We start from the raw sequence: 26,280 nt of genomic DNA, 5'->3' as shown, positions 1-26,280 counted from the left end.
GGTGCATCCGGGAGGATTCGAACCTCCGACCGCTCGGTTCGTAGCCGAGTACTCTATCCAGCTGAGCTACGGATGCAAATGGCGGTGAGGCGGGGATTCGAACCCCGGATGCAGCTTTTGACCGCATACTCCCTTAGCAGGGGAGCGCCTTCAGCCTCTCGGCCACCTCACCACACGCCTCTTACGAGTGCTTCGAAGAACTTGTTTATCGCTCATCGTCGCTGCGTGGCGCACATATTACTTTCTGAGACTTATAAGTCAAACAATTTTTCCTACACTTTTATCGTTTGCACACTTCACGTTCAATTAGTCTGTAAAAACGTCAAAAAGAGTGTTTTATCAACAGAAGAATGGAGGTCTGACAGATAGTAGTAATGCAAAAAAATGGAGACTTAAGTTGAATGAACGGGAGTAAAGCGAAAAGACTATAGAGTGAAGGAGAAATTTTGAGGGTGCGTCTCACCGATAAAGATGAGACGCGGAAAGATTAGTAACTGGACTGCTGGGATTTTTCAGCCTGGATACGCTGGTAGATCTCTTCACGGTGAACAGAAACTTCCTTCGGGGCATTTACGCCAATACGTACCTGGTTGCCCTTTACCCCTAAAACTGTCACGGTGACCTCATCCCCAATCATGAGGGTCTCACCAACTCGACGAGTCAGAATCAGCATTCTTTGCTCCTTGAAAGATTAAAAGAGTCGGGTCTCTCTGTATCCCGGCATTATCCATCATATAACGCCAAAAAGTAAGCAATGACAAACACATTACATCTAAGCAGTCATGGCATTACATTCTGTTAAACCTAAGTTTAGCCGATATACACAACTTCAACCTGACTTTATCGTTGTCGATAGCGTTAATGCGAATGCCGTGAAGCGAGTCCACGGCATTGCCTGACGCTTATATTATTGCAATTTCGCGCTGACCCAGCCTTTCACACTGGCTAACGCTGCAGGTAAGGCCGCAGCATCCGTACCACCGGCTTGCGCCATGTCAGGACGTCCACCACCCTTGCCGCCCACCTGCTGAGCGACCATACCAATCAGTTCCCCTGCTTTCACACGATCTGTGACGTCCTTAGATACGCCTGCAATCAGAGAAACCTTACCTTCGGCTACCGTTGCCAGCACGATAATTGTCGACCCCAGCTGATTTTTTAAATCGTCAACCATGGTACGCAACATTTTCGGCTCAACACCGCTAAGCTCGCTAACCAACAGCTTAACACCATTAACATCAATTGCCTTACTGGAAAGATTTGCGCTCTCCTGTGCGGCAGCTTGTTCTTTAAGCTGTTGTAACTCTTTTTCCAGCTGACGCGTACGTTCCAGTACTGAGCGCACTTTATCAGCCAGATTATTGCTATCGCCTTTCAGCAGATGTGCGACTTCGCTTAAGCGATCGCTGTCTGCATGAACGGTGGCGATAGCGCCTTCTCCGGTTACCGCTTCGATACGACGAACGCCTGCAGCAGTACCCGATTCAGAGATGATGCGGAACAGACCAATATCACCAGTGCGGCTGGCGTGAGTACCGCCACACAGCTCGGTGGAGAAATCGCCCATGCTCAGCACGCGTACGCGCTCATCATACTTCTCGCCGAACAGCGCCATCGCACCTTTCGCTTTCGCCGCTTCGAGATCCATGATGTTGGTTTCGATCGGCAAATTGCGACGAATCTGTGCGTTCACCAGGTCTTCGACCGCACGAATCTCTTCTGGTTTCATCGCTTCGTTGTGTGAGAAGTCGAAGCGCAGCACCTTGTCGTTAACCAGTGAACCTTTCTGCGATACATGAGTACCCAGAACCTGGCGCAGCGCAGCGTGCATCAGGTGCGTTGCGGAGTGATTCAGACGAATACGGGCACGACGAGCCTCATCAACATCAGCCTGCACCGCGTCGCCCACTTTCAGAGAACCCGCAGCAAGTTTACCGATGTGACCAATCGCCTGGCCGTATTTCTGCGTATCTTCCACCGCAAAGGAGAAGTTAGCGCCTTTCAGTTCGCCTTTATCGCCAACCTGACCGCCGGATTCCGCATAGAATGGCGTTTGATCCAGCACGACCACAGCTTCCTGGCCTGCATTGATGGCATCAACCGCTTTACCATCAACAAACAGCGCGGTCACTTTTCCGTTCAGTTCCAGATGGTCATAGCCTTTAAATTCAGATGCACTATCAACACGGATCATTGCGTTGTAATCGGCACCAAAGCCGCTGGCTTCGCGCGCCCGACGACGCTGCTCTTCCATTGCTGCTTCAAAACCAGCTTCGTCAACTTTGATGTTGCGCTCACGACAAACGTCAGCCGTCAGGTCAACCGGGAAGCCATAGGTGTCGTACAGACGGAAAGCAGTTTCACCATCCAGCGTATCACCAGAAAGTTTTGCCAGCTCTTCATCCAGCAACGCCAGACCGCGCTCCAGAGTACGGGCAAACTGCTCTTCTTCAGTCTTCAGCACCTGCTCAACCTGCGCCTGCTGGCGTTTCAGGTCTTCACCCGCAGAGCCCATAACGTCGATCAGCGGACCAACCAGTTTGTAGAAGAAGGTTTCTTTCGCGCCAAGCATATTACCGTGACGCACTGCGCGACGAATGATACGACGCAGTACATAACCACGGTTTTCGTTGGACGGCATTACGCCATCCGCGATCAGGAACGCACAAGAACGAATGTGGTCAGCGATTACGCGCAGCGATTTATTGCTCAGATCGGTCGCGCCAGTGACTTTCGCTACCGCCTGGATCAACGTGCGGAACAGGTCGATGTCATAGTTAGAGTTAACGTGTTGCAGCACCGCAGCAATACGCTCCAGACCCATACCGGTATCTACAGACGGCTTCGGCAGCGGTTCCATCGTGCCATCGGCCTGGCGGTTGAACTGCATGAAGACGATGTTCCAGATCTCAATGTAGCGGTCGCCGTCTTCTTCCGGACTTCCCGGAGGGCCACCCCAAATGTGGTCGCCGTGATCGTAGAAGATTTCGGTGCACGGGCCGCACGGACCAGTGTCACCCATCTGCCAGAAGTTGTCAGATGCGTATGGCGCACCTTTGTTATCGCCGATGCGAATAATACGTTCGCGCGGGATCCCGACTTCTTTTTCCCAGATTTCGTAGGCTTCGTCGTCGCTTTCATAGACGGTGACCCACAGACGCTCTTTCGGCAGGGCAAACCATTTTTCGCTGGTCAGCAGTTCCCATGCAAACTGAATGGCATCGTGTTTGAAATAGTCGCCGAAGCTGAAGTTGCCCAGCATTTCGAAGAAGGTATGGTGACGCGCGGTGTAACCGACGTTTTCCAGGTCGTTGTGTTTACCACCCGCACGCACGCAGCGTTGGGAAGTGGTAGCGCGGGAATAATTACGCTTGTCGAGCCCAAGGAACACATCCTTGAACTGGTTCATCCCGGCGTTGGTAAACAACAAAGTTGGGTCGTTATGGGGTACCAGGGAGCTGCTGGCAACTACCTGATGTCCCTTACTATGGAAAAAGTCGAGAAACGCCTGACGGATCTCAGCGGTGCTCTTGCTCATAATTATCCTGAAATCAAGCTAACGAAATATCGCCACCAGCTCCAGCGTGTCTTAACCGCCGGGCTGGTAACTGAAAAGTGGGAATAAGATAAGTTTTCTTGACTGGGAAGTAAAATACCGTATGCGTTCAGTCGGCAAAATTTCGCCAAATCTCCTGGATATCTTCCATCAGATAGCCACGATAGAGCAGAAAACGCTGGATCTTAACTTTTTCTGAAAAGACAGTTGGCAAAGGTTCGCCATATTTTCGCGTCGCCTGATCGCGCGCCAGTGCGCACCAGTCGATGTCACATTCACGCATCGCTTTTTCTGTCGCTTCGCGGGAAATACCTTTCTGATTCAGTTCCTGGCGAATACGCGCAGGTCCATAACCTTTGCGGCTACGGCTGGCGATAAAGCGCGCAACAAATCGGCTGTCATCGAGATAGCCATGTTCATGGCACCAGGCAATAACGCGCTCGTAATCTTCTGCCGTAGCATCAATCTCTTCTGGGCCATTTTTGCCCATAATCGGTGCCGCGAGTTTACGTCGCAGTTCTTGCTCACTGTGATCGCGCACCGCCAGAATGCGTACCGCACGATCCAACAGGCGAGCATATGCCGGGCGACGGGATGTTGATTCTGTCATGGCATATCCTTACAACTTAAAAAAGCAAAAGGGCCGCAGATGCGACCCTTGTGTATCAAACAAGACGATTAAAAATCTTCGTTAGTTTCTGCTACGCCTTCGCTATCATCTACAGAGAAATCCGGCGTTGAGTTCGGGTTGCTCAGCAGCAACTCACGTACTTTCTTCTCGATCTCTTTCGCGGTTTCCGGGTTATCTTTCAGCCAGGCAGTCGCATTCGCTTTACCCTGACCGATCTTCTCACCTTTGTAGCTGTACCACGCGCCTGCTTTCTCGATCAGCTTCTCTTTTACGCCCAGGTCAACCAGTTCGCCGTAGAAGTTGATACCTTCGCCGTAGAGGATCTGGAATTCAGCCTGTTTAAACGGCGCAGCGATTTTGTTCTTCACCACTTTCACGCGGGTTTCGCTACCCACCACGTTTTCGCCCTCTTTCACCGCGCCGATACGACGGATGTCGAGACGAACAGAGGCGTAGAATTTCAGCGCGTTACCACCGGTAGTGGTTTCCGGGTTACCGAACATCACACCAATTTTCATACGGATCTGGTTGATGAAGATCAGCAGCGTGTTGGACTGCTTCAGGTTACCCGCCAGCTTACGCATCGCCTGGCTCATCATACGTGCCGCAAGGCCCATGTGAGAGTCGCCGATTTCGCCTTCGATTTCCGCTTTCGGCGTCAGTGCCGCCACGGAGTCAACGACGATAACGTCTACTGCGCCAGAACGCGCCAGGGCGTCACAGATTTCCAGTGCCTGCTCGCCGGTGTCCGGCTGGGAGCACAGCAGGTTATCGATATCGACGCCCAGTTTACGTGCGTAGATTGGGTCCAGCGCGTGTTCAGCATCGATAAACGCACAGGTTTTACCTTCACGCTGCGCTGCGGCGATCACCTGCAGCGTCAGCGTGGTTTTACCGGAAGATTCCGGTCCGTAGATTTCGACGATACGGCCCATCGGCAGACCACCTGCCCCAAGCGCGATATCCAGTGAAAGCGAACCGGTAGAGATGGTTTCCACATCCATGGAACGGTCTTCACCCAGGCGCATGATGGAGCCTTTACCAAATTGTTTCTCAATCTGGCCCAGTGCTGCCGCCAACGCTTTCTGTTTGTTTTCGTCGATAGCCATTTTTACTCCTGTCATGCCGGGTAATACCGGATAGTCAATATGTTCTGTTGAAGCAATTATACTGTATGCTCATACAGTATCAAGTGTTTTGTAGAAATTGTTGCCACAAGGTCTGCAATGCATACGCAGTAGCCTGACGACGCACCGCATCACGGTCGCCGCTGAAGCATTCCCGCCGGGTAATGCCTTCACCGCGGGCAGTGGCAAAAGCAAACCAGACGGTGCCGACAGGCTTCTCTTCACTGCCGCCATCCGGCCCGGCGATACCACTAATAGACACGGCATAATCAGCACGAGCCGCTTTCAGTGCGCCTATCGCCATTTCCACCACGACGGGTTCACTCACCGCGCCATGCTGCGCCAGCGTCTCTTCGCGTACGCCGATCATCTGCGCTTTGGCTTCGTTACTGTAGGTGACAAATCCGCGTTCAAACCAGGCGGAGCTACCGGCAATATCGGTAATCACTTTCGCTACCCAACCACCGGTACAAGACTCGGCAGTTGTTACGGTTGCGCCACGGGCTTTCAGCGCCTGCCCAACCTGTTCACTTAACTGCATCAGTTCACTGTCAGTCATCACAACCTCTGTCAGTCAAAAATTTATGCCGGACAAGATAGCACTTTCGTCAGGAAGATGGTGTTGGCGTTGCAATTTTACGAGGAGGATTCAGAAAAAAGCTGATTAGCCAGAGGGAAGCTCACGCCCCCCTCTTGTAAATAGCTACTGTACTCGCGCCAGCGCCACGGCTTGTCCTAACTGCCAGACCGCCATTGCGTAATGGGTGCTGTGGTTGTAACGGGTGATGGTGTAGAAGTTCGGCAGACCGTACCAGTACTGGTAGCCGGTGCCAACATCCAGACGCAGCAGGCTGGCTTGTTGATGGTTGCCCAGCGGCTGCTGTGGCGTTAAACCTGCGGCGGCAAGCTGCGAAATGCTGTACTTAGTTTTGAAGCCATTTGGCAAGCCTGGAGCCTGACCGTTTGCCATTACCGCGACCTGATCGCCTTTCACCCAGCCGTGCGCTTTGAAATAGTTCGCCACGCTACCGATCGCATCAACCGGATCCCACAGGTTGATATGCCCGTCGCCGCTGAAATCTACCGCATATTGTTTGTAAGACGACGGCATAAACTGTCCGTAGCCCATCGCCCCGGCAAAGGAACCTTTCAGATTGAGCGGATCGTCCTGCTCGTCGCGCGCCATCAACAGGAAGGTTTCCAGCTCGCCAGAGAAATACTCCGCGCGGCGTGGGTAGTTAAACGACAGCGTTGCCAGCGCATCGAGGATGCGAGTTTTCCCCATCACGCGCCCCCAGCGGGTTTCAACGCCGATAATCCCGACGATAATTTCCGGCGGTACTCCATACACCTGCCACGCGCGATTCAACGCATCTTCATACTGATTCCAGAAAACCACACCGTTCTGCACGTTGTCCGGCGTAATAAATTTTTTGCGATAACGGAGCCATGCGCCGTTCGGACCTGATGGCGGTTTCACCGATGTGGTTGGTGCCTGGTTATCCATCAGCCGCAGTACCGAATCCAGACGCTTCGCCTGGGAGAGAATTTCCTGCAACTGCTGACGATCGAAACCGTGTTTGTTCACCATTCTGTCGATGAACTGCTGGGCATTCGGGTTATTAGCGAAATCGCCGCCCATCTGCATCACATTGTGCTGCGGCTCAAGCAGGAAGCCGCCAGACGGCGTTCCGGTGGTCGTATCAGTCTCAGTAGGTTTTGGCTTGCTGCTACAGGCGGCAAGCAACACAAAAAGGGGAAGCAATGTTACATAACGACGCTTGAACATGAGGGGTCCATTTAACAGATTCAACCAGGGGCAAGTATGGTAAAGCATCACGCCCCGCACAAGAAAGCGGTAGTCACTGCCCGATACGGACTTTACATAACTCAACTCATTCCCCTCGCTATCCTTTTATTCAAACTTTCAAATTAAAATATTTATCTTTCATTTTGCGATCAAAATAACACTTTTAAATCTTTCAATCTGATTAGATTAGGTTGCCGTTTGGTAATAAAACAATAAATCCTGAAGGAGAGAACAATGATAGAAACCATTACTCATGGTGCTGAGTGGTTTATCGGGCTGTTCCAAAAGGGCGGAGAGGTGTTTACCGGGATGGTGACCGGCATTCTTCCGCTGTTGATTAGCCTGCTGGTTATCATGAACGCACTGATTAATTTTATCGGTCAGCATCGTATTGAACGTTTTGCTCAACGTTGCGCCGGTAACCCTGTTTCCCGTTACCTGCTGTTACCGTGCATTGGCACGTTTGTCTTTTGCAATCCGATGACCTTAAGCCTGGGTCGCTTTATGCCGGAAAAGTACAAACCCAGCTACTACGCGGCGGCCTCTTATAGCTGCCACTCAATGAATGGCCTCTTCCCCCATATCAACCCTGGCGAACTGTTTGTTTATCTTGGCATTGCCAGCGGTCTGACAACGCTGAACCTGCCACTTGGCCCACTGGCGGTGAGTTATCTGCTGGTTGGTCTGGTCACCAACTTCTTCCGCGGCTGGGTGACCGATCTGACCACCGCCATTTTTGAGAAAAAGATGGGCATTCAACTTGAACAAAAAGTTCACCTGGCAGGAGCAACATCATGACGCATATTCGGATCGAAAAAGGAACGGGTGGCTGGGGCGGCCCGCTTGAGCTGAAAGCCACGCCGGGCAAAAAAATCGTCTATATCACCGCCGGTACCCGGCCTGCGATTGTTGACAAACTGGCACAGCTTACTGGCTGGCAGGCTATTGACGGATTTAAAGAAGGTGAACCCGCGGAGGCGGAAATTGGCATTGCGGTAATCGACTGTGGCGGCACATTACGCTGCGGCATCTATCCGAAACGGCGTATTCCCACCATTAATATCCACTCGACGGGCAAGTCCGGTCCGCTGGCGCAGTACATTGTGGAAGATATTTATGTCTCTGGCGTAAAAGAAGAAAACATCACTGTAGTGGGTGATGCGACACCACACCCCTCTTCCGTGGGCCGTGACTATGACACCAGCAAGAAAATCACCGAACAAAGCGATGGTTTACTGGCGAAGGTGGGAATGAGTATGGGTTCTGCCGTTGCCGTGTTGTTTCAATCTGGTCGTGACACCATCGACACTGTATTAAAAACCATTCTGCCGTTTATGGCATTCGTTTCGGCGCTCATTGGCATCATTATGGCTTCTGGCCTTGGTGACTGGATTGCCCACGGTCTTGCTCCGCTGGCGAGCCATCCACTGGGTCTGGTCATGCTGGCGCTCATCTGCTCCTTCCCGCTGCTTTCACCTTTCCTCGGCCCAGGCGCAGTTATCGCACAGGTTATCGGCGTATTGATTGGCGTGCAGATTGGTCTCGGCAATATTCCGCCGCATCTGGCTTTACCGGCACTGTTTGCCATCAACGCGCAGGCGGCCTGCGACTTCATCCCGGTCGGTTTGTCGCTGGCGGAAGCCCGTCAGGACACGGTTCGCGTCGGTGTCCCTTCTGTACTGGTGAGCCGCTTTTTAACCGGCGCACCGACTGTACTAATCGCCTGGTTTGTCTCCGGTTTTATCTATCAATAGAGGCTGAAACATGACCGTTATTTATCAGACCACCATCACCCGTATTGGCGCGAGTGCCACTGACGCCCTCAGCGACCAGATGCTCATCACCTTTCGTGAAGGCGCGCCAGCGGACCTCGAAGAGTATTGCTTCATTCATTGCCACGGCGAGTTGAAAGGTGCACTCCATCCCGGTTTGCAATTTACGCTCGGGCAGCATCGCTATCCGGTGACCGCTGTTGGCAGCGTGGCGGAAGACAACCTTCGCGAACTGGGTCATGTCACCCTGCGCTTCGATGGTTTAAACGAAGCGGAATTTCCGGGCACTGTCCATGTGGCAGGCCCTGTACCCGACGATATCGCGCCGGGATCGGTTTTGAAGTTTGAATCTGTTAAGGAGTAAAAAATGAATCAGGTTGCCGTTGTCATCGGTGGTGGGCAAACCTTAGGCGCGTTCCTGTGCCACGGTCTGGCTGCCGAGGGGTATCGCGTCGCGGTTGTCGATATTCAGAGCGACAAAGCCGCAAATGTGGCACAAGAAATTAACGCCGAATATGGTGAAGGAACAGCGTATGGTTTTGGTGCTGACGCCACCAGCGAGCAAAGCGTTCTGGCGCTCTCTCGTGGGGTAGATGAAATCTTTGGTCGCGTGGATTTGCTGGTCTACAGCGCCGGAATTGCAAAAGCAGCCTTTATCAGCGACTTCCAGCTCGGCGATTTTGACCGTTCGCTACAGGTGAATCTGGTGGGTTATTTCCTGTGTGCCCGTGAATTTTCGCGTTTGATGATCCGCGACGGGATTCAGGGTCGCATTATTCAGATCAACTCGAAATCCGGCAAAGTGGGCAGCAAACACAACTCTGGCTACAGCGCAGCGAAATTTGGTGGCGTCGGGCTGACTCAATCACTGGCGCTGGATCTGGCAGAGTACGGCATTACGGTGCATTCACTGATGCTGGGTAACCTGCTGAAATCGCCGATGTTTCAGTCGCTGTTGCCACAATACGCGACCAAGCTAGGTATCAAACCGGATCAAGTCGAGCAGTATTACATCGATAAAGTACCGCTCAAACGCGGCTGCGATTATCAGGATGTGCTGAATATGCTGCTGTTCTACGCCAGTCCTAAGGCGTCGTACTGCACTGGTCAGTCGATCAATGTCACCGGCGGTCAGGTGATGTTCTGATCAACAGCGGAGATCCGTTAAGGATCTCCGTGAGACTAATAGAATGCCTGATGCGCTACGCTCATCAGGCCTACAGGACTTCCGCCACTACATTAAGGAAAAGTTATGGTATCCGCACTCATCACTGTCGCCGTTATCGCCTGGTGTGCGCAACTGGCCTTAGGCGGCTGGCAAATTTCTCGTTTTAACCGTGCCTTCGACACACTATGCCAGCAAGGTCGGGTTGGCGTGGGCCGTTCCAGCGGGCGCTTTAAACCGCGGGTCGTGGTCGCCATCGCGCTGGACGATCAGCAGCGCATCGTCGACACCTTGTTTATGAAAGGACTGACCATCTTCGCCCGACCGCAAAAAATTCCCGCAATTACCGGCATGCATGCGGGTGATTTACAGCCCGATGTGATCTTTCCCCATGATCCACTATCACAGAATGCTCTATCATTGGCGCTTAAACTGAAACGTGGATAATTTCGTTGTGAATGTTACTTGCTTGCGAAGTTATCATTTTGAAACCTAAATCAGGTAATCACGCCCATGAAACCTCGTCAGCGTCAGGCCGCCATTCTGGAGTATCTGCAAAAGCAGGGTAAATGCTCGGTTGAAGAATTGGCGCAATACTTTGACACCACAGGCACAACCATTCGCAAAGATCTGGTCATTCTGGAACATGCCGGAACCGTCATTCGTACTTATGGCGGAGTGGTGTTGAATAAAGAGGAATCCGATCCGCCTATCGATCATAAAACGCTCATCAACACCCACAAGAAAGAGCTGATTGCAGAAGCTGCCGTTAGTTTTATCCATGATGGCGATTCGATCATTCTTGATGCTGGCAGTACCGTTTTGCAGATGGTTCCCCTGCTCTCGCGCTTTAATAACATCACGGTGATGACCAACAGCCTGCATATCGTCAATGCGCTATCCGAACTGGATAACGAACAAACTATCCTGATGCCAGGCGGAACATTTCGCAAAAAATCGGCCTCATTTCACGGGCAACTGGCAGAGAATGCCTTCGAGCATTTCACCTTCGACAAATTATTCATGGGTACAGACGGCATCGATCTCAATGCGGGCGTAACCACCTTCAACGAGGTTTATACCGTCAGTAAGGCAATGTGCAATGCCGCACGCGAAGTGATTTTGATGGCGGACTCATCAAAGTTTGGCCGTAAAAGCCCCAACGTAGTTTGCAGTCTTGAAAGCGTCGATAAGCTGATTACCGACGCAGGTATCGATCCGGCGTTTCGTCAGGCGCTGGAAGAGAAAGGGATCGATGTGATCATAACCGGAGAGAGCAATGAGTGAAGCACTACTGAACGCGGGACGTCAGACGTTAATACTGGAATTGCAGGAAGCAAGCCGTTTACCGGAACGTCTGGGCGATGATTTTGTTCGCGCCGCCAATATCATCCTGCACTGCGAAGGCAAAGTGGTGGTTTCGGGAATTGGCAAATCGGGCCACATTGGTAAGAAAATCGCCGCAACACTTGCCAGTACCGGCACACCGGCTTTTTTTGTCCATCCGGCAGAAGCACTGCACGGCGATCTGGGGATGATCGAAAGCCGCGATGTGATGCTGTTTATCTCTTACTCCGGTGGCGCGAAGGAACTGGATCTCATTATTCCGCGTCTGGAAGATAAATCTATCGCGCTGCTGGCGATGACCGGCAAACCGACGTCACCGCTGGGCCTGGCGGCGAAAGCGGTGCTGGATATCTCCGTAGAACGCGAAGCCTGCCCGATGCACCTTGCGCCGACCTCCAGCACCGTCAATACCCTGATGATGGGTGACGCGCTGGCGATGGCGGTCATGCAGGCGCGCGGATTTAATGAAGAAGATTTTGCCCGCTCCCACCCAGCCGGGGCACTGGGCGCTCGCTTGCTGAATAAAGTGCATCATCTGATGCGCCGTGACGATGCCATCCCACAGGTGGCGTTAACCGCCAGCGTGATGGATGCGATGCTGGAACTCAGCCGCACCGGTCTGGGGCTGGTGGCGGTATGTGACGCTCAACAACAGGTACAAGGCGTCTTTACCGACGGCGATTTACGTCGCTGGCTGGTTGGCGGCGGCGCACTCACCACGCCAGTTAATGAAGCGATGACGGTCGGCGGCACCACGTTGCAATCGCAAAGTCGCGCCATCGACGCCAAAGAGATCCTGATGAAGCGCAAAATCACTGCCGCACCGGTGGTAGATGAAAACGGCAAACTCACCGGCGCAATTAACCTGCAGGATTTCTATCAGGCCGGGATTATTTAATCCTTCATTCCCAGACGTTTCGCCAGCCGATGCAGGTTGGCGACGTCGGTTTCCAGCATCCGCGCGCAGGCAGCCCAGTTATGATGATTTTGTGCCAGTGCCTGGCGAATAGTTTCACGCTGGAACGCTTCTGTCGCTTCACGCAGGTTTTGCTTAACAACGGGCACCGCCGCCGCTTCTGGCGGCGGCAACGTCACCTCAGGAAAAGCAAAATGTTGCGCCTCAAGAATCACTTCATCGCCGTTGCGGGTGGCTCTCGCCAGCACTACCGCCCGATGAATAGCATGTTCCAGTTCGCGCACGTTCCCCGGAAAACGATAGTGTTGCAGTAAATTTCGCGCTCCGGCACTTAATACCACGCGGGAGAGCCCCAGCCGCAAACGACACTGCTCGCAGAAATACCCCGCCAGCAGAATGACATCATCGCCCCGCTCACGCAGCGGCGGCACCGAAAGTGGAAACACACTCAGGCGATGAAACAAATCGGCGCGGAATCGCCCTGCCAGCACCTCTTCGCGTAAGTCGCGGTTAGTCGCCGCCAGCACGCGCACATCGACCCGCAAACTGCGGTCATCGCCAACGCGCTGAATATCGCCATACTGCAACACCCTCAGCAGCTTGGCCTGCAATGCCAACGACAACTCGCCGATCTCATCGAGAAACAGCGTGCCGTTATCCGCCATTTCAAACTTCCCACTGCGGTTACTGATAGCGCCAGTAAACGCTCCTTTCACATGCCCGAACAACTCACTTTCCGCCACACTTTCCGGCAGTGCGGCACAGTTGAGATAGACCAGCGGATTCACCGCCCGTGGCGAGGCCTCATGAATCGCTTTCGCCACCAGCTCCTTACCGGTTCCCGTCTCACCGCTGATCAGAACGTTGAGATCGGACGCCGCCACAATCTCAATCTCTTTCTTCAGTTGCGTCATGCCAGGGGACAAGCCAATCATCTGCGTCTGTTTCACCGCTTCAAACGGCGTGGCATCGCCTGGCAGCATATTCTGGCTTTCCAGTTGTTCAATCAGCAACGCATTGCTTAACGCTCCCGCCGCCAGCGCGGCAATCAGCCGTAACTCTTCGTCGCTGAAAACATCGAACTGATCGGGCTGCATCCCGTCGAGCGTCAGTGCGCCGATCAGGTTTTGTCCGGCAAACAATGGCAGACCAACGCAGGCGTGAACCTTCAGACTCTCCTGCCCGGGAATCAAACCGTCATAGGGATCGGGCAATTCGCTGTCTGCAGGAAAGCGCACCACGTCCCCGGCGCGGGCAATCGCTTCAAGCCGTGGATGCCCTTCCAGCGCAAAGCGTCTACCGAGTACATCCTTTGCCAGACCGTCGATGGCAAGCGGAATAAACTGCCGCGAATCGTAACGTAGCAACGCAGACGCATCGCACTCCAGCACCTGACGTAGCGTGGTGATCAGGCGCTGAAAACGATCCTGGTGACCAATCCCACGCTGCAATTCGATGGCGATATTCGCCAGCACATCAACGGAAAAACTCATCTTTGCCTCACTGTCAATTTGACTATAGACATTGTCATATCGACCATTTGATTGATAGTCATTTTGACTACTCATTAATGGGCATAATTTTATTTATAGAGTAAAAACAATCAGATAAAAAACTGGCACGCAATCTGCAATTAGCAAGACATCTTTTTAGAACACGCTGAATAAATTGAGGTTGCTATGTCTATTGTGGTGAAAAATAACATTCATTGGGTGGGTCAACGTGACTGGGAAGTACGAGATTTTCACGGCACGGAATATAAAACGCTGCGCGGCAGCAGCTACAACAGCTACCTCATCCGCGAAGAAAAAAACGTGCTGATCGACACCGTCGACCATAAATTCAGCCGCGAATTTGTGCAGAACCTGCGTAATGAAATCGATCTGGCGGATATCGATTACATCGTGATTAACCATGCTGAAGAGGACCACGCTGGGGCGCTGACCGAACTGATGGCACAAATTCCCGATACGCCGATCTACTGTACAGCCAACGCTATCGACTCGATAAATGGTCATCACCATCATCCGGAGTGGAATTTTAATGTGGTGAAAACTGGCGACACGCTGGATATCGGCAACGGCAAACAGCTCATTTTTGTCGAAACACCAATGCTGCACTGGCCGGACAGCATGATGACTTACCTGACAGGCGACGCGGTGCTGTTCAGTAACGATGCTTTCGGTCAGCACTACTGCGACGAGCATCTGTTCAACGATGAAGTGGATCAGACGGAGCTTTTCGAGCAGTGCCAGCGTTACTACGCCAATATCCTGACGCCGTTCAGCCGCCTGGTAACACCGAAAATTACCGAGATCCTGGGCTTTAACTTACCAGTCGATATGATAGCCACTTCCCACGGCGTGGTATGGCGCGATAACCCGACGCAAATTGTCGAGCTGTACCTGAAATGGGCGGCTGATTATCAGGAAGACAGAATCACCATTTTCTACGACACCATGTCGAATAACACCCGCATGATGGCTGACGCTATCGCCCAGGGGATTGCGGAAACCGACCCACGCGTGGCGGTGAAAATTTTCAACGTCGCCCGAAGCGATAAAAACGAAATCCTGACCAATGTCTTCCGCTCAAAAGGCGTGCTGGTCGGCACTTCGACGATGAATAACGTGATGATGCCGAAAATCGCCGGGCTGGTGGAGGAGATGACCGGATTACGCTTCCGTAACAAACGCGCCAGTGCTTTCGGCTCTCACGGCTGGAGCGGCGGTGCAGTGGATCGTCTTTCCACGCGCCTGCAGGATGCGGGTTTCGAAATGTCGCTTAGCCTGAAAGCCAAATGGCGACCAGACCAGGACGCTCTGGAGTTATGCCGTGAACACGGTCGCGAAATCGCCCGTCAGTGGGCGCTCGCGCCGCTGCCGCAGAGCACGGTGAATACGGTGGTTAAAGAAGAAACCTCTGCCACCACGAAGTCCGACCTCGGCCCACGGATGCAGTGCAGCGTCTGCCAGTGGATTTACGATCCGGCAAAAGGCGAGCCAATGCAGGACGTTGCGCCAGGAACGCCGTGGAGTGAAGTTCCGGATAACTTCCTCTGCCCGGAATGCTCTCTCGGCAAAGACGTCTTTGACGAACTGGCATCGGAGGCAAAATGAGCAACGGCATTGTGATCATTGGTTCGGGCTTCGCCGCCCGCCAACTGGTGAAAAATATTCGCAAACAGGACGCCAGTATTCCATTAACCCTGATTGCCGCCGACAGCATGGATGAGTACAACAAACCTGACCTCAGCCATGTTATCAGTCAGGGGCAACGTGCCGATGACCTTACCCGCCAGACGGCGGGTGAATTTGCCGAGCAGTTTAATCTGCACCTGTTTCCACAAACCTGGGTGACGGATATCGATGCCGAAGCCCGTGTGGTGAAAAGCCAGAATAATCAGTGGCAATACGACAAGCTAGTACTGGCAACCGGTGCCAGTGCCTTTGTCCCGCCTGTGCCTGGGCGTGAGTTAATGCTGACGTTAAATAGTCAGCAAGAGTATCGCGCCTGTGAAACGCAACTGCGGGATGCCCGACGCGTGTTGATTGTTGGCGGTGGTTTGATTGGTAGCGAACTGGCGATGGATTTTTGTCGTGCAGGCAAAGCGGTCACGCTAATCGACAACGCTGCCAGTATTCTGGCGTCGTTAATGCCACCGGAAGTAAGCAGCCGCTTGCAGCATCGGTTGACGGAGATGGGCGTTCATCTGCTGTTGAAATCTCAGTTACAGGGGCTGGAAAAAACGGATTCTGGCATTCTGGCAACGCTGGACCGCCAGCGTAGCATCGAAGTGGATGCGGTAATTGCCGCCACCGGACTGCGCCCGGAAACCGCCCTGGCACGACGCGCCGGGCTGACGATTAATCGCGGCGTTTGCGTCGATAGTTATCTGCAAACCAGTAATACCGATATTTACGCGCTGGGCGATTGCGCGGAAATTAACGGTCAGGTATTGCCGTTCCTCCAGCCGATTCAACTTAGCGCGATAGTGCTGGCAAAAAATCTTCTCGGCAATAACACGCCGCTGAAACTCCCGGCGATGCTGGTGAAAATCAAAACGCCGGAATTACCGCTGCATCTGGCAGGCGAAACCCAGCGTCAGGATTTACGCTGGCAAATTAATACCGAACGCCAGGGAATGGTGGCGCGCGGCGTTGACGATGCTGACCAGCTTCGCGCCTTTGTGGTCAGTGAGGATCGGATGAAAGAGGCATTTGGATTGTTGAAAACATTGCCGATGTAGGTGGGCTACTGTGCCTAAAATGTCGGATGCGACGCTGGCGCGTCTTATCCGACCTACGGGGACGCATGTGTAGGCCGGATAAGGCGTTTACGCCGCATCCGGCAATGGTGTCCAAATGCAACACGTTTTATCCGTTCTGGACTTCACCCGCTAACCAACGCGCCGCAGCAATAACCCCCTGCCCCAGAGACAAACCGCCATCACCCGCCGGTAAACTCTGTGGAAAGAGCAATGTGAAATCAGCGAGATAATGCGCCAGACGTGCACGCAGCAAACGGTTATGAATAACCCCGCCGCTAAATACCAGCGTAGTGATACCACGCATCGTGGCCTGCTCACGCATCAACGCGGCAAAACCCTGCGCCAGCGCATCATGAAACGCCCACGCGCGTTGATTAACCGGTGCCTGCCAGTTCAGCCACTGCTGCCAGAAAGTGGCGAGATCCAGTTGATTGTCCACCCGCGGCATTGTCACCGGATGCGTCACTCCGTGGCATGAGGCTGCGAGCGCCTCCAGAGCACAAGCCGCTTCACCTTCATAACTTAACGTGGCTGGCGCACAGCCCAGTGCCGCCGCCACTGCATCGAAAAAACGCCCACACGATGACGCCAGCGGCGCGTTAATTCCACGCTCAATGGCCCGCGCCAGCACGCTCCAGTTTTGCTGTTGCACACTTGCTGTTTCAGAGTAATTCTGCCACTCCGGCACAAAGCGCAGGCACTGCGCCAGCAGGTTTCGCCACGGCTGCTTCGCTGCCAAATCGCCACCCGGAAGCGCCACCGCAGGCAAGCCGCCCAGGTGCTGGCATTCGCGATAGTTCACCCGCAGGCACTCGCCGCCCCACAAAGCGCCGTTCTCCCCCATACCGATACCGTCGAGCGTCAAAGCAATGACATCACCGCCATCCAGCGGCCACTGATGCTCTGCCAGACACGCCGCTGCGTGGGCATGATGATGCAGCACCGTTTGCGTCGGCAGATTCATTTCGCGCGCCCACTGGCTGGAGACATAGCCCGGATGCGCGTCATGCACAACGTATTGCGGAGTGAAATCGTAGATGTTTTGCATCAGGCGTAACGCTTCGCGCCACTGCATCTGGATGCCATCGTCACTTAAATCGCCCAGATGCTGACTCAACACCGCTTGTTCACCGCGCACCAGGCAGAAGGTGTTTTTCAGATCCGCGCCGAGACACAGCACAGGCGGAACATTTTTAAAGCCCAGAGGCAAAGCCAGCGCATCCGGCACATACCCCCGCGAACGGCGCAGCATTTCGCCGCTTTCGCGCACCACCGAATCATCCATCCGCTGCACGATGTCGCGGTTATGTATCAAGAATCCGTCGGCAATGCCCTGCAAATCCGCCAGCGCCTGTTCGTTGCTGATAGCCGGTGGTTTACCGCTCAGGTTGCCGGAGGTCATCACCAGCGGGCATTGCAGTTCCTGTAACAGCAAATGCTGGAGCGGGTTCGCAGGCAACATCACCCCGACTTCGTTAAGGCCAGGGGCGATATCATCACAAAGCTCAGGAACGTATTTTTTATCCACCAGCACAATCGGCGCGGCGGGCGTGGTAAGCAACTGGCGCGCAGCGTCTGGTAAACCTTCTGCCACTGGCAACATAACCGCCAGCGGTTTCGCCGGGCGATGTTTGCGTGCCCGCAGTGTCGCCACCGCGTTACTGTTACGTGCATCGCAGGCAAGATGAAATCCGCCAATCCCTTTGATGGCGACAATGTTGCCCATTTTTAACTGTGCGATAGCTGCCTGTAATGCCGCCTCTTGTTCTGCATGTTCACCATGACTTACCCATTCAAGATGCGGGCCACACTCCGGGCAGGCCACCGGCTGGGCGTGGAAGCGACGATCGAGCGGGTCACGGTACTCTTTATCACAGGCCGGACACAGCGGAAACGCCGCCATCACGGTAAACGGGCGGTCGTAAGGCATGGCGCGAATAATGGTGAAGCGCGGGCCGCAGTGGGTACAGTTGATAAACGGATAACGATAACGCCGTTCGCCTGGGGTATTCATTTCGGCAAGGCAAGCATGGCAAGTGGCAGCATCCGGGACAATTTGCGTATTCATGGCACCGCCCGCGCTCTGGCGGATAGTGAACTCGGTGGGCAGTTGTGACCAGATAAACGGCTCACGCTCGACGCTATCAATACGCGCCAGTGGCGGACAGTGCTGATGCAATTGAACAAGAAACGTTTCCGGGTCTTCCAGCAGCCGGACTTCTACGCCATCGCCGTCATTACAGACATCGCCGTGAAGATTTAATTGCTGTGCCAGCTGCCAGACAAACGGACGAAAACCGACGCCCTGCACTTTGCCACGAATACGCAGTTGGACACCGCAAGATGTGTTTTTTGCCATTGAGTTATTCCCGCCATCATGAATTGCGTAACCCGCCCTGCCGGACACGACTGCGTCGTATCCGGCAGTCTCAGGTCGGCGATACCGCCAGCTCCGTATTCTACGAATATTTCCGGGAATTCCTTTGATGCCAGAACAGTTCTGTAAGATTTTTAGAACATCAGCGCAGTACGGCGACGTTTTTCTGCGCTCAGTTGTTCAAGTTTATTACGATCGACACAAATCAGCGCATGGGTCGGGCAAGCCGCCATACACGCCGGGCCGTCTTCACGATGGTTGCACAGGTCGCATTTATTGGCTTCGGCTTTGTCAGCCCGTACATTCAGCCCCGCGCCGCTGTTGCGAATCACCGGACGTACCACCACTTCCATCGCGCCATACGGGCAAGCCACCACGCAGGTTTTGCAACCAATGCAACGTTCCTGCATCACATGAACAAACCCTTTATCACGGCTGATAGCACCATTCGGGCAGACGTTAGCGCACGGTGCATCTTCACACTGACGGCAAACTGTCGCCGTGGAAATGTTCACACCTTTAATGACATGGATACGCGGTAAAAATGTTTCCGGGGTCAGCGATGCACAGTCCTGATTTTCCTGATGAGAAACCACGCACGCCACTTCACAGGTACGGCAACCAATACATTTACTCGCGTCAGCAATGATGAAACGGTTCATCAAATTCTCCAGCAATGACAGTTAATACGCCGATACATTCACAAATCATGCCAGTTTTTAATTTACTGTTATTTAAGGAAATTAATTTCTGTAATGCAGGAAAAAAGATGTCATCGACACTAGTGACGATGACATGTGATGACAATGTTTATCGCGAAAGAGCAATGAGTGAGTCGCGGCGGATCAGTTTTCCGCTGAAGGTTTTCGGCGGTGTGTAAGCGCCCCCATCGAGCATAAAAATCAGCCGTCCAATAATTTCCTGAATCATCTCAGTCACCGGAATTTTTACGCTGGAGAGCGCCGGAACGATATAGGGGGCAATTGCGATATCATCGAATCCGATAACTGACACCTGCTCTGGCACCGCTACGCCGCGCTCGTGCAACGCTTTCATCGCACCTATCGCCATATCGTCGTTACTGGCAACTAACGCGCTAAATTTAGCCCCACGTTCGAGCAACGTTTCTACCCCTTCGGCCCCGCTGGCGGGCGTCCATTTACCGTTAGCGATAAGTTGTTCATTGAGCGCAATACCATGCTGCGCCAGCGCGTCTTTATACCCGGCAAGACGTTCAATGCTGGTGGGGGAATCCATCGAGCCGGTAAGGAAAGCAATCTCCTGATGCCCGGCGTTTATCAACTCTGCCACGGCGTTAAAGCTGGTCTGTTTATGATCGCACCAGACGCTATGGCTGCTATTTTTGCGCAGGCGGCGATTAAGCACCATTATCGGCTGACTGTGCGCGTCAATGATGTCATCGATCTCATCCACGCTTAAAAAACGCGGGTAAATCATAATGGCGTCGCAGCGCAAATCCAGCAGATACTGAATCGCCTGGCGCTCTTCTTCGGCGCTGTGTTTACCATCTGCCAATAGCAACTGTCGCCCTTTCTCTTCCGCCATTCGCGCGGCATGAAACAGTAATTCACTAAAATAAATGCCGTGGTAAAGCGTGTTGGTCACTACCAGCCCCAGCGTCTGAGTACTCTTCGCCGACAGATTGCGCGCCAGCAAGTTTGGACGGTAACCGCTCTCTTCTACCGCCTGAAACACGCGATCTTTAGTCTCCTGGCTGACGTAGCCATTACCTGAAAGCACGCGGGAAACGGTCGCTTTTGAAACCCCGGCGCGCTTCGCCACTTCCAGCATTGTCGTCATCATTTTCATCCCTTTACACGCAATCAACGCAGTGTACTGCACCGTTTGCCGATTGTCCTTGCACAATCGGCGGGAAAAATATTCAGGTGACCGGTTTCACAAATATAAAAAATGAACAATTCACTCTCTTGCTTATTTAGTGACAACTATTCATGATTTTGTGAAACCGGTTTCTTAATTCCGTTTCAGCATCGGCATTTTTCCGTCACGTCGACTGATAACAACTACATCTACCCTACTGATAACAGGATAAAATCCGATGGCCAAAAATTATGCGGCGCTGGCACGCTCGGTGATAGCGGCACTGGGCGGCGTTGATAACATCTCGGCGGTCACGCACTGTATGACGCGGTTGCGCTTTGTTATCAAAGATGATGCGCTTATCGACAGCCCGACGTTAAAAACCATCCCCGGCGTGCTCGGCGTGGTACGTAGTGACAACCAGTGTCAGGTGATTATCGGCAATACCGTTTCACAAGCCTTTCAGGAAGTCGTCAGCCTGCTGCCGGGAGATATGCAGCCCGCACAGCCCGTGGGTAAACCCAAACTCACGCTACGTCGCATTGGTGCGGGGATCCTCGATGCGCTGATCGGCACCATGTCACCGCTGATCCCGGCGATTATCGGCGGATCGATGGTCAAACTGCTGGCAATGATCCTCGAGATGAGCGGCGTGCTGACAAAAGGATCGCCGATCTTAACCATTCTGAATGTGATTGGTGACGGTGCTTTCTTCTTCCTGCCGCTGATGGTCGCGGCATCTGCCGCCATCAAATTTAAAACCAATATGTCGCTGGCGATTGCCATCGCGGGTGTGCTGGTACATCCGAGTTTTATTGAACTGATGGCGAAAGCGGCCCAGGGTGAACATGTCGAATTTGCCCTGATTCCGGTCACCGCGGTGAAATACACCTACACGGTGATCCCGGCGCTGGTGATGACCTGGTGCCTGTCATATATCGAACGCTGGGTGGACAGCATTACACCGGCGGTGACCAAAAACTTCCTCAAACCAATGCTGATTGTGTTGATTGCCGCACCGCTGGCAATCCTGCTGATTGGCCCGATTGGTATCTGGATCGGTAGCGCCATTTCGGCGCTGGTTTACACCATTCATGGTTATCTGGGCTGGCTTTCAGTCGCCATTATGGGCGCGCTGTGGCCTCTGCTGGTAATGACCGGGATGCACCGCGTCTTTACGCCAACCATCATTCAGACCATTGCCGAAACCGGCAAAGAAGGGATGGTCATGCCGTCAGAGATCGGCGCTAACCTGTCGCTGGGCGGTTCATCACTGGCAGTGGCGTGGAAAACGAAAAACCCGGAACTGCGTCAGACGGCGCTGGCTGCGGCGGCATCAGCCATTATGGCGGGGATTTCCGAACCGGCGTTATATGGCGTGGCGATCCGCCTGAAACGTCCGCTTATCGCCAGTCTTATCAGCGGTTTTATTTGCGGCGCGGTTGCCGGTATGGCGGGGCTTGCCAGCCACTCAATGGCAGCGCCGGGGCTATTTACCAGCGTGCAGTTCTTCGATCCGGCGAATCCAATGAGCATCGTCTGGGTGTTCGCGGTCATGGCGCTGGCGGTGGTGCTGTCGTTTATCCTCACACTGTTGCTCGGCTTTGAGGATATTCCTGTTGAGGAAGCGGCTGCCCAGGCGCGAAAGTATCAGAGCGTACAACCGACCGTCGCCAAAGAAGTAAGTCTTAATTGAGGATGAAAATGTCAGTATTTCCAGAAAGTTTTTTATGGGGCGGCGCGCTTGCCGCCAACCAGTCTGAAGGTGCGTTCCGTGAAGGTGACAAAGGTCTGACCACTGTCGATATGATCCCACACGGCGAGCATCGAATGGCGGTGAAACTGGGGCTGGAAAAACGTTTTCAGTTGCGAGATGACGAGTTTTATCCCAGCCATGAGGCGACGGATTTTTATCATCGTTATAAAGAAGATATCGCCCTGATGGCAGAGATGGGATTCAAGGTTTTCCGTACCTCAATTGCCTGGAGCCGTCTCTTTCCGCAGGGCGATGAAATCACGCCCAATCAGCAGGGCATTGCTTTTTATCGTTCTGTCTTTGAAGAGTGTAAAAAGTACGGTATCGAACCGCTGGTCACGTTGTGCCACTTCGATGTGCCGATGCATCTGGTCACCGAATATGGCTCCTGGCGTAACCGCAAGCTGGTGGAGTTTTTCAGCCGCTACGCCAGAACCTGCTTTGAAGCATTTGATGGTCTGGTGAAATACTGGCTAACCTTCAATGAAATCAACATTATGTTGCATAGCCCGTTCTCCGGCGCGGGTCTGGTGTTTGAAGAAGGTGAAAATCAGGATCAGGTGAAATATCAGGCCGCGCATCACCAGCTGGTTGCCAGTGCGCTAGCCACCAAAATCGCCCATGAGGTTAACCCGCAAAATCAGGTGGGCTGTATGCTGGCGGGCGGTAACTTCTACCCTTACAGTTGCAAGCCGGAAGATGTCTGGGCGGCGCTGGAGAAAGACCGGGAAAACCTGTTTTTTATCGATGTGCAGGCGCGGGGCACGTATCCGGCTTACTCTGCCCGCGTATTCCGCGAAAAAGGGGTAACCATCAACAAAGCACCGGGCGATGATGAAATCCTGAAAAACACCGTCGATTTTGTCTCTTTCAGCTATTACGCCTCGCGCTGCGCCTCGGCGGAGATGAACGCCAACAACAGCAGTGCGGCGAACGTGGTGAAATCGCTGCGTAATCCGTATCTACAGGTGAGCGACTGGGGCTGGGGAATTGATCCACTCGGTCTGCGTATCACCATGAATATGATGTACGATCGTTATCAGAAGCCGCTGTTTCTGGTGGAAAACGGCCTGGGCGCAAAAGATGAATTTGCTGCCAATGGCGAGATTAACGACGACTATCGCATCAGCTACTTACGCGAACATATCCGCGCAATGGGCGAAGCGATTGCAGACGGCATTCCGCTGATGGGCTACACCACATGGGGCTGTATTGATTTAGTTTCCGCCTCTACGGGTGAAATGAGCAAACGCTACGGCTTTGTCTTTGTTGACCGTGACGACGCAGGCAACGGTACGCTGACGCGCACGCGTAAGAAATCATTCTGGTGGTATAAAAAAGTGATTGCCAGTAATGGGGAAGATTTAGAGTAGGTAACAGTGCCGGATGCGGCGTGAACGCCTTATCCGGCCTACATGTCGCACGAACCATGAAGGCCCGATAAGCGCAGCGCATCGGGCAATTTAGCATTTGGCATCAGAGCTGGTTCACCCCATCAAGAACATCCCTGTCCTGATTCCTTAATGAAAAACTACTCTTCTTCCACCGCTAACTGCGCGAAGCCGCCATTTCCTTCCCAGCCTTCCAGTCGTTGATAAACGGTTTCTACCGCATCTTTAATCGGCTGGGTCATCGGGTAGTAAAAGCCGACGATATCCGGCTGAATGCCGAGGAAAATCACTTCGCCAATATCTTCTTTCAACTGGTCGATAAGGTAATTCAACGGCATGTTATGGGTAGTCATCATAAACATCTCGGCGATATCATCCGGGTCGATGATGCGGATCTCGCCGGGGTTTAGCCCCATATCCGTGGCGTCGACAATCAGCAGTCGTGTCGGGCGCAGTTCACGGATAGCGACGATGTCGTTTTCCGGTGCGCTACCGCCGTCAATCACCACCCAGTTACCTTTCGGCGCGGCGGCGCACTTTTCCGCCAGCAGCGGACCTGCGCCATCATCGCCCATCATGCTATTGCCAACACAGAGTAAAACGTCAGTCACGCAGTCTCCTCACCATCAAATAGATGGCGTTTTCCTGATGAATATCATGCAGCATACTTAACAGCATTGTACTCCATTCCTGCTGCTGCGAAGTTTGCGCTGCCCGGGCTTTATCGAATGCGTTGGCCAGCATCGGCACATGGTTAATGTCGATGACGATCTCACCATATTTCGGCACGCCTTCCATTTTGCGGCGGGCTTCACTGCCTGCCTCCAGAGTGGCAATCCATGCCAGATATTCATCCCACGGGCAGGTGAGCGCCGCTTCCAGGCAATCGATAACCCCAAGGTGGTGACCAATCGCCAGGCTGTAATAGACCACCTGCTGCGCCTCGGCGGGCGTGGCATCGTTCTCATCAATAAATTTACGGCTCAGTTGACTGAACACCACCTTTTCACTCATCGGATACGCGCCTCTTCAACAACATGATTCAGATGGCTGACAATCTCGTTCAGACGCGGATCGTTTTCCGCTTCCAGCCAGCGTGCAACCTGTTCTTCGCCCTGCCCTAACTGTGTAAGGTAATCATCGGCAATCTGACGACCGTAACGATAACCCGCCAGGCGACGTGATTCGCGATCCACTTTCACGCGCAGCGGCTGCACCATATCGCCATGCAGGATCTCCGCCGGTTGTTCATCCAGTTCACCCGGCCCACGGGCGTGAATTTTCTGCTCCAGCAGGCCGAGCGCCATTGCAAAGCCGTACAGCGTGGCGGCAGGCGTTGGCGGGCAGCCAGGGATATAAACATCCACAGGGACAATTTTATCCGTACCGCCCCACACGCAGTAGAGATCGTGGAAGATCCCGCCGCTGTTACCGCAGGCACCGTAGGAGATACAAATTTTCGGGTCCGGCGCGGACTGCCACGCACGCAGCGCAGGGGATCGCATTGCACGGGTGACCGCGCCGGTAAACAGTAAAATATCCGCATGACGCGGTGAAGGAACGACTTTAATGCCGAAGCGTTCTGCATCAAACAGCGGCGATAAAGTGGCGAAAATTTCGATTTCGCAACCGTTGCAGCCGCCGCAGTCCACGCGGTAAACATAGGCAGAACGTTTGATTTTTTTCAGTAACGACGCCTTCATGCTGGCGATGGATTCATCCACCGTCATGGGGACCGGAATGCCGTTGGCGTCACGGGGGCCTAATAAATTGCTCATCAGATGGCCTCTTTCATATGGCGAGTCAGTTCAATACGGTCGGACGGCACCAGGCATTTCTGGCGCTTACATTCCGGGCAAGTCTCAAAGCTTTCGCGGTGGTTTTCCGCGCGGCTGTCGCCGTTGTGCTTAAGCAGCGCAATGGCGTAGTCGATCTCTTTCTGGACGGCGAAAGGACGATTGCAGACGCGGCAGTTGCACAGCGCGAAGCGGGACTGTTGCAGGAAGTCTTCTTTCTTCCACACCGCCAGTTCGTACTCTTGCGACAGTTTGATCGCCGCCGTCGGGCAGACTTCTTCGCAGCGTCCACAGAAGATGCAGCGCCCAAGATTAAACTCCCAGGCAAGCTCTCCTGTGGCGAGGTCAGTTTCAACCGTTAAGGCGTTTGACGGGCAGGCATTGACGCAGGCCGCGCAGCCGATGCACTGCTGCGGGTTCTGCTCTGGCTTACCACGGAAGTTTTTATCAACCGCAATCGGCTCCAGCGGATAAGACGAGGTCGCCGTGCCGGTTTTGATGACTTTTTTGATAAAGGTAAACAT

Annotated in this window: 25 protein-coding genes and 2 tRNA genes; 11 read left to right on the top strand and 16 right to left on the bottom strand. The window is 53.4% G+C overall.

Annotated elements, in window-relative coordinates; genetic code table 11:
* Positions 1–2 precede the first annotated feature (2 nt).
* The 8 genes from RTW80_RS09980 to mltB all read right to left on the bottom strand — a co-directional run bounded on the left by RTW80_RS09980 (position 3) and on the right by mltB (position 7,103).
* Positions 3–76, bottom strand: a tRNA-Arg gene (locus RTW80_RS09980).
* Between the two features lie 3 nt (positions 77–79).
* A tRNA-Ser gene (locus RTW80_RS09975) sits at positions 80–172 on the bottom strand.
* 315 nt (positions 173–487) lie between these two features.
* Complete coding sequence (csrA, locus tag RTW80_RS09970; RefSeq protein WP_000906486.1) at positions 488–673, bottom strand: carbon storage regulator CsrA; 186 nt, start codon at positions 671–673, stop codon at positions 488–490.
* Between the two features lie 234 nt (positions 674–907).
* Entirely contained in the window at positions 908–3,538 is a 2,631-nt protein-coding gene (alaS, locus tag RTW80_RS09965; RefSeq protein WP_000047170.1) for an alanine--tRNA ligase, read from the bottom strand.
* A gap of 127 nt (positions 3,539–3,665) precedes the next feature.
* A complete protein-coding gene (gene recX / locus RTW80_RS09960; RefSeq protein WP_000140508.1) occupies positions 3,666–4,166 on the bottom strand; it encodes a recombination regulator RecX in 501 nt (166 codons plus the stop codon).
* A gap of 68 nt (positions 4,167–4,234) precedes the next feature.
* Entirely contained in the window at positions 4,235–5,296 is a 1,062-nt protein-coding gene (gene recA / locus RTW80_RS09955) for a recombinase RecA (protein ID WP_000963143.1), read from the bottom strand.
* A 79-nt stretch (positions 5,297–5,375) separates the two neighbouring features.
* Positions 5,376–5,873, bottom strand: a complete 498-nt coding sequence (gene pncC, locus RTW80_RS09950) for a nicotinamide-nucleotide amidase (protein ID WP_000132231.1) — start codon at positions 5,871–5,873, stop codon at positions 5,376–5,378.
* Between the two features lie 144 nt (positions 5,874–6,017).
* The gene (gene mltB, locus RTW80_RS09945) at positions 6,018–7,103 is read right to left on the bottom strand and encodes a lytic murein transglycosylase B (protein WP_001300452.1); all 1,086 of its coding nucleotides are present in this window, start codon (positions 7,101–7,103) and stop codon (positions 6,018–6,020) included.
* A 255-nt stretch (positions 7,104–7,358) separates the two neighbouring features.
* Between mltB and srlA the strand changes: the two genes are divergently transcribed.
* The 7 genes from srlA (at position 7,359) to gutQ (ending at position 12,306) form a co-directional block, all read left to right on the top strand.
* Positions 7,359–7,922, top strand: coding sequence for a PTS glucitol/sorbitol transporter subunit IIC (gene srlA / locus RTW80_RS09940; protein WP_000573321.1), 564 nt, complete (start codon positions 7,359–7,361; stop codon positions 7,920–7,922).
* Positions 7,919–8,878, top strand: a complete 960-nt coding sequence (srlE, locus tag RTW80_RS09935; protein ID WP_000148868.1) for a PTS glucitol/sorbitol transporter subunit IIB — start codon at positions 7,919–7,921, stop codon at positions 8,876–8,878. The genes srlA and srlE overlap by 4 nt, the downstream gene beginning before the upstream one ends.
* A 10-nt stretch (positions 8,879–8,888) precedes the next feature.
* Positions 8,889–9,260, top strand: coding sequence for a PTS glucitol/sorbitol transporter subunit IIA (gene srlB, locus RTW80_RS09930; protein WP_000216210.1), 372 nt, complete (start codon positions 8,889–8,891; stop codon positions 9,258–9,260).
* Between the two features lie 3 nt (positions 9,261–9,263).
* Positions 9,264–10,043, top strand: coding sequence for a sorbitol-6-phosphate dehydrogenase (gene srlD, locus RTW80_RS09925; RefSeq protein ID WP_001077351.1), 780 nt, complete (start codon positions 9,264–9,266; stop codon positions 10,041–10,043).
* A 105-nt stretch (positions 10,044–10,148) separates the two neighbouring features.
* A complete protein-coding gene (gene gutM, locus RTW80_RS09920; RefSeq protein ID WP_000252907.1) occupies positions 10,149–10,508 on the top strand; it encodes a transcriptional regulator GutM in 360 nt (119 codons plus the stop codon).
* A gap of 66 nt (positions 10,509–10,574) precedes the next feature.
* Positions 10,575–11,348, top strand: a complete 774-nt coding sequence (gene srlR, locus RTW80_RS09915) for a glucitol operon DNA-binding transcriptional repressor SrlR (RefSeq protein ID WP_000804550.1) — start codon at positions 10,575–10,577, stop codon at positions 11,346–11,348.
* Complete coding sequence (gutQ, locus tag RTW80_RS09910) at positions 11,341–12,306, top strand: arabinose-5-phosphate isomerase GutQ (RefSeq protein ID WP_001287397.1); 966 nt, start codon at positions 11,341–11,343, stop codon at positions 12,304–12,306. Before srlR ends, gutQ begins: the two co-directional genes overlap by 8 nt.
* Here gutQ and norR read toward each other — a convergent pair.
* The gene (norR, locus tag RTW80_RS09905; RefSeq protein WP_000010751.1) at positions 12,303–13,817 is read right to left on the bottom strand and encodes a nitric oxide reductase transcriptional regulator NorR; all 1,515 of its coding nucleotides are present in this window, start codon (positions 13,815–13,817) and stop codon (positions 12,303–12,305) included. The genes gutQ and norR overlap by 4 nt on opposite strands.
* A gap of 186 nt (positions 13,818–14,003) precedes the next feature.
* Between norR and norV the strand changes: the two genes are divergently transcribed.
* Positions 14,004–15,443: an anaerobic nitric oxide reductase flavorubredoxin gene (gene norV / locus RTW80_RS09900; RefSeq protein WP_000029618.1), complete on the top strand. Its 1,440-nt coding sequence runs from the start codon at positions 14,004–14,006 to the stop codon at positions 15,441–15,443.
* Positions 15,440–16,573 carry an NADH:flavorubredoxin reductase NorW gene (norW, locus tag RTW80_RS09895; RefSeq protein ID WP_032247430.1) on the top strand — a complete coding sequence of 378 codons (1,134 nt, stop codon included), beginning with the start codon at positions 15,440–15,442 and terminating at the stop codon, positions 16,571–16,573. Before norV ends, norW begins: the two co-directional genes overlap by 4 nt.
* 127 nt (positions 16,574–16,700) lie before the next feature.
* Here the strand turns inward: norW and hypF are convergent, their stop codons facing one another.
* The 3 genes from hypF to ascG form a co-directional block, all read right to left on the bottom strand.
* Entirely contained in the window at positions 16,701–18,953 is a 2,253-nt protein-coding gene (gene hypF, locus RTW80_RS09890) for a carbamoyltransferase HypF (RefSeq protein WP_001107639.1), read from the bottom strand.
* A gap of 152 nt (positions 18,954–19,105) precedes the next feature.
* Complete coding sequence (gene hydN / locus RTW80_RS09885; RefSeq protein WP_001078777.1) at positions 19,106–19,633, bottom strand: electron transport protein HydN; 528 nt, start codon at positions 19,631–19,633, stop codon at positions 19,106–19,108.
* Between the two features lie 148 nt (positions 19,634–19,781).
* Positions 19,782–20,792: a DNA-binding transcriptional regulator AscG gene (ascG, locus tag RTW80_RS09880; protein WP_032174543.1), complete on the bottom strand. Its 1,011-nt coding sequence runs from the start codon at positions 20,790–20,792 to the stop codon at positions 19,782–19,784.
* Between the two features lie 259 nt (positions 20,793–21,051).
* Between ascG and ascF the strand changes: the two genes are divergently transcribed.
* Together ascF and ascB are read left to right on the top strand one after the other, a co-directional pair.
* Positions 21,052–22,509, top strand: coding sequence for a PTS cellobiose/arbutin/salicin transporter subunit IIBC (gene ascF / locus RTW80_RS09875; protein WP_063119329.1), 1,458 nt, complete (start codon positions 21,052–21,054; stop codon positions 22,507–22,509).
* 8 nt (positions 22,510–22,517) lie between these two features.
* Positions 22,518–23,942, top strand: a complete 1,425-nt coding sequence (gene ascB, locus RTW80_RS09870) for a 6-phospho-beta-glucosidase AscB (RefSeq protein WP_000110363.1) — start codon at positions 22,518–22,520, stop codon at positions 23,940–23,942.
* 158 nt (positions 23,943–24,100) lie between these two features.
* Here ascB and hycI read toward each other — a convergent pair whose 3' ends face one another.
* The 4 genes from hycI to hycF are packed head-to-tail and all read right to left on the bottom strand — an operon-like array spanning position 24,101 to position 26,280.
* Positions 24,101–24,571 carry a hydrogenase maturation peptidase HycI gene (gene hycI / locus RTW80_RS09865; protein ID WP_000132961.1) on the bottom strand — a complete coding sequence of 157 codons (471 nt, stop codon included), beginning with the start codon at positions 24,569–24,571 and terminating at the stop codon, positions 24,101–24,103.
* Positions 24,564–24,974 (bottom strand): formate hydrogenlyase assembly protein HycH, encoded by a 411-nt coding sequence (hycH, locus tag RTW80_RS09860; protein WP_001291921.1) that lies wholly within the window; start codon positions 24,972–24,974, stop codon positions 24,564–24,566. The genes hycI and hycH overlap by 8 nt, the downstream gene beginning before the upstream one ends.
* Entirely contained in the window at positions 24,971–25,738 is a 768-nt protein-coding gene (gene hycG, locus RTW80_RS09855; protein WP_063119328.1) for a formate hydrogenlyase subunit HycG, read from the bottom strand. Before hycG ends, hycH begins: the two co-directional genes overlap by 4 nt.
* Complete coding sequence (gene hycF / locus RTW80_RS09850; RefSeq protein ID WP_000493785.1) at positions 25,738–26,280, bottom strand: formate hydrogenlyase subunit HycF; 543 nt, start codon at positions 26,278–26,280, stop codon at positions 25,738–25,740. The genes hycG and hycF overlap by 1 nt, the downstream gene beginning before the upstream one ends.

Source organism: Escherichia sp. AM3 (assembly GCF_032029835.1).
In the GTDB taxonomy this organism is placed as follows: domain Bacteria; phylum Pseudomonadota; class Gammaproteobacteria; order Enterobacterales; family Enterobacteriaceae; genus Escherichia; species Escherichia coli.
Note: the sequence above shows the minus strand (reverse complement) of the source record. Positions and strands in the feature narration are given on the sequence as shown.

Coding starts and splice junctions, on each gene's coding strand:
- hycF (WP_000493785.1), bottom strand. CDS start 26,280: ATGTTTACCTTTATCAAAAAAGTCATCAAAACCGGCACGGCGACCTCG.
- norW (WP_032247430.1), top strand. CDS start 15,440: ATGAGCAACGGCATTGTGATCATTGGTTCGGGCTTCGCCGCCCGCCAA.
- recX (WP_000140508.1), bottom strand. CDS start 4,166: ATGACAGAATCAACATCCCGTCGCCCGGCATATGCTCGCCTGTTGGAT.
- hycG (WP_063119328.1), bottom strand. CDS start 25,738: ATGAGCAATTTATTAGGCCCCCGTGACGCCAACGGCATTCCGGTCCCC.
- hycH (WP_001291921.1), bottom strand. CDS start 24,974: ATGAGTGAAAAGGTGGTGTTCAGTCAACTGAGCCGTAAATTTATTGAT.
- srlB (WP_000216210.1), top strand. CDS start 8,889: ATGACCGTTATTTATCAGACCACCATCACCCGTATTGGCGCGAGTGCC.
- gutQ (WP_001287397.1), top strand. CDS start 11,341: ATGAGTGAAGCACTACTGAACGCGGGACGTCAGACGTTAATACTGGAA.
- srlD (WP_001077351.1), top strand. CDS start 9,264: ATGAATCAGGTTGCCGTTGTCATCGGTGGTGGGCAAACCTTAGGCGCG.
- srlR (WP_000804550.1), top strand. CDS start 10,575: ATGAAACCTCGTCAGCGTCAGGCCGCCATTCTGGAGTATCTGCAAAAG.
- ascG (WP_032174543.1), bottom strand. CDS start 20,792: ATGACGACAATGCTGGAAGTGGCGAAGCGCGCCGGGGTTTCAAAAGCG.
- alaS (WP_000047170.1), bottom strand. CDS start 3,538: ATGAGCAAGAGCACCGCTGAGATCCGTCAGGCGTTTCTCGACTTTTTC.
- norV (WP_000029618.1), top strand. CDS start 14,004: ATGTCTATTGTGGTGAAAAATAACATTCATTGGGTGGGTCAACGTGAC.
- hypF (WP_001107639.1), bottom strand. CDS start 18,953: ATGGCAAAAAACACATCTTGCGGTGTCCAACTGCGTATTCGTGGCAAA.
- recA (WP_000963143.1), bottom strand. CDS start 5,296: ATGGCTATCGACGAAAACAAACAGAAAGCGTTGGCGGCAGCACTGGGC.
- gutM (WP_000252907.1), top strand. CDS start 10,149: ATGGTATCCGCACTCATCACTGTCGCCGTTATCGCCTGGTGTGCGCAA.
- ascF (WP_063119329.1), top strand. CDS start 21,052: ATGGCCAAAAATTATGCGGCGCTGGCACGCTCGGTGATAGCGGCACTG.
- ascB (WP_000110363.1), top strand. CDS start 22,518: ATGTCAGTATTTCCAGAAAGTTTTTTATGGGGCGGCGCGCTTGCCGCC.
- pncC (WP_000132231.1), bottom strand. CDS start 5,873: ATGACTGACAGTGAACTGATGCAGTTAAGTGAACAGGTTGGGCAGGCG.
- csrA (WP_000906486.1), bottom strand. CDS start 673: ATGCTGATTCTGACTCGTCGAGTTGGTGAGACCCTCATGATTGGGGAT.
- srlA (WP_000573321.1), top strand. CDS start 7,359: ATGATAGAAACCATTACTCATGGTGCTGAGTGGTTTATCGGGCTGTTC.
- hydN (WP_001078777.1), bottom strand. CDS start 19,633: ATGAACCGTTTCATCATTGCTGACGCGAGTAAATGTATTGGTTGCCGT.
- mltB (WP_001300452.1), bottom strand. CDS start 7,103: ATGTTCAAGCGTCGTTATGTAACATTGCTTCCCCTTTTTGTGTTGCTT.
- norR (WP_000010751.1), bottom strand. CDS start 13,817: ATGAGTTTTTCCGTTGATGTGCTGGCGAATATCGCCATCGAATTGCAG.
- srlE (WP_000148868.1), top strand. CDS start 7,919: ATGACGCATATTCGGATCGAAAAAGGAACGGGTGGCTGGGGCGGCCCG.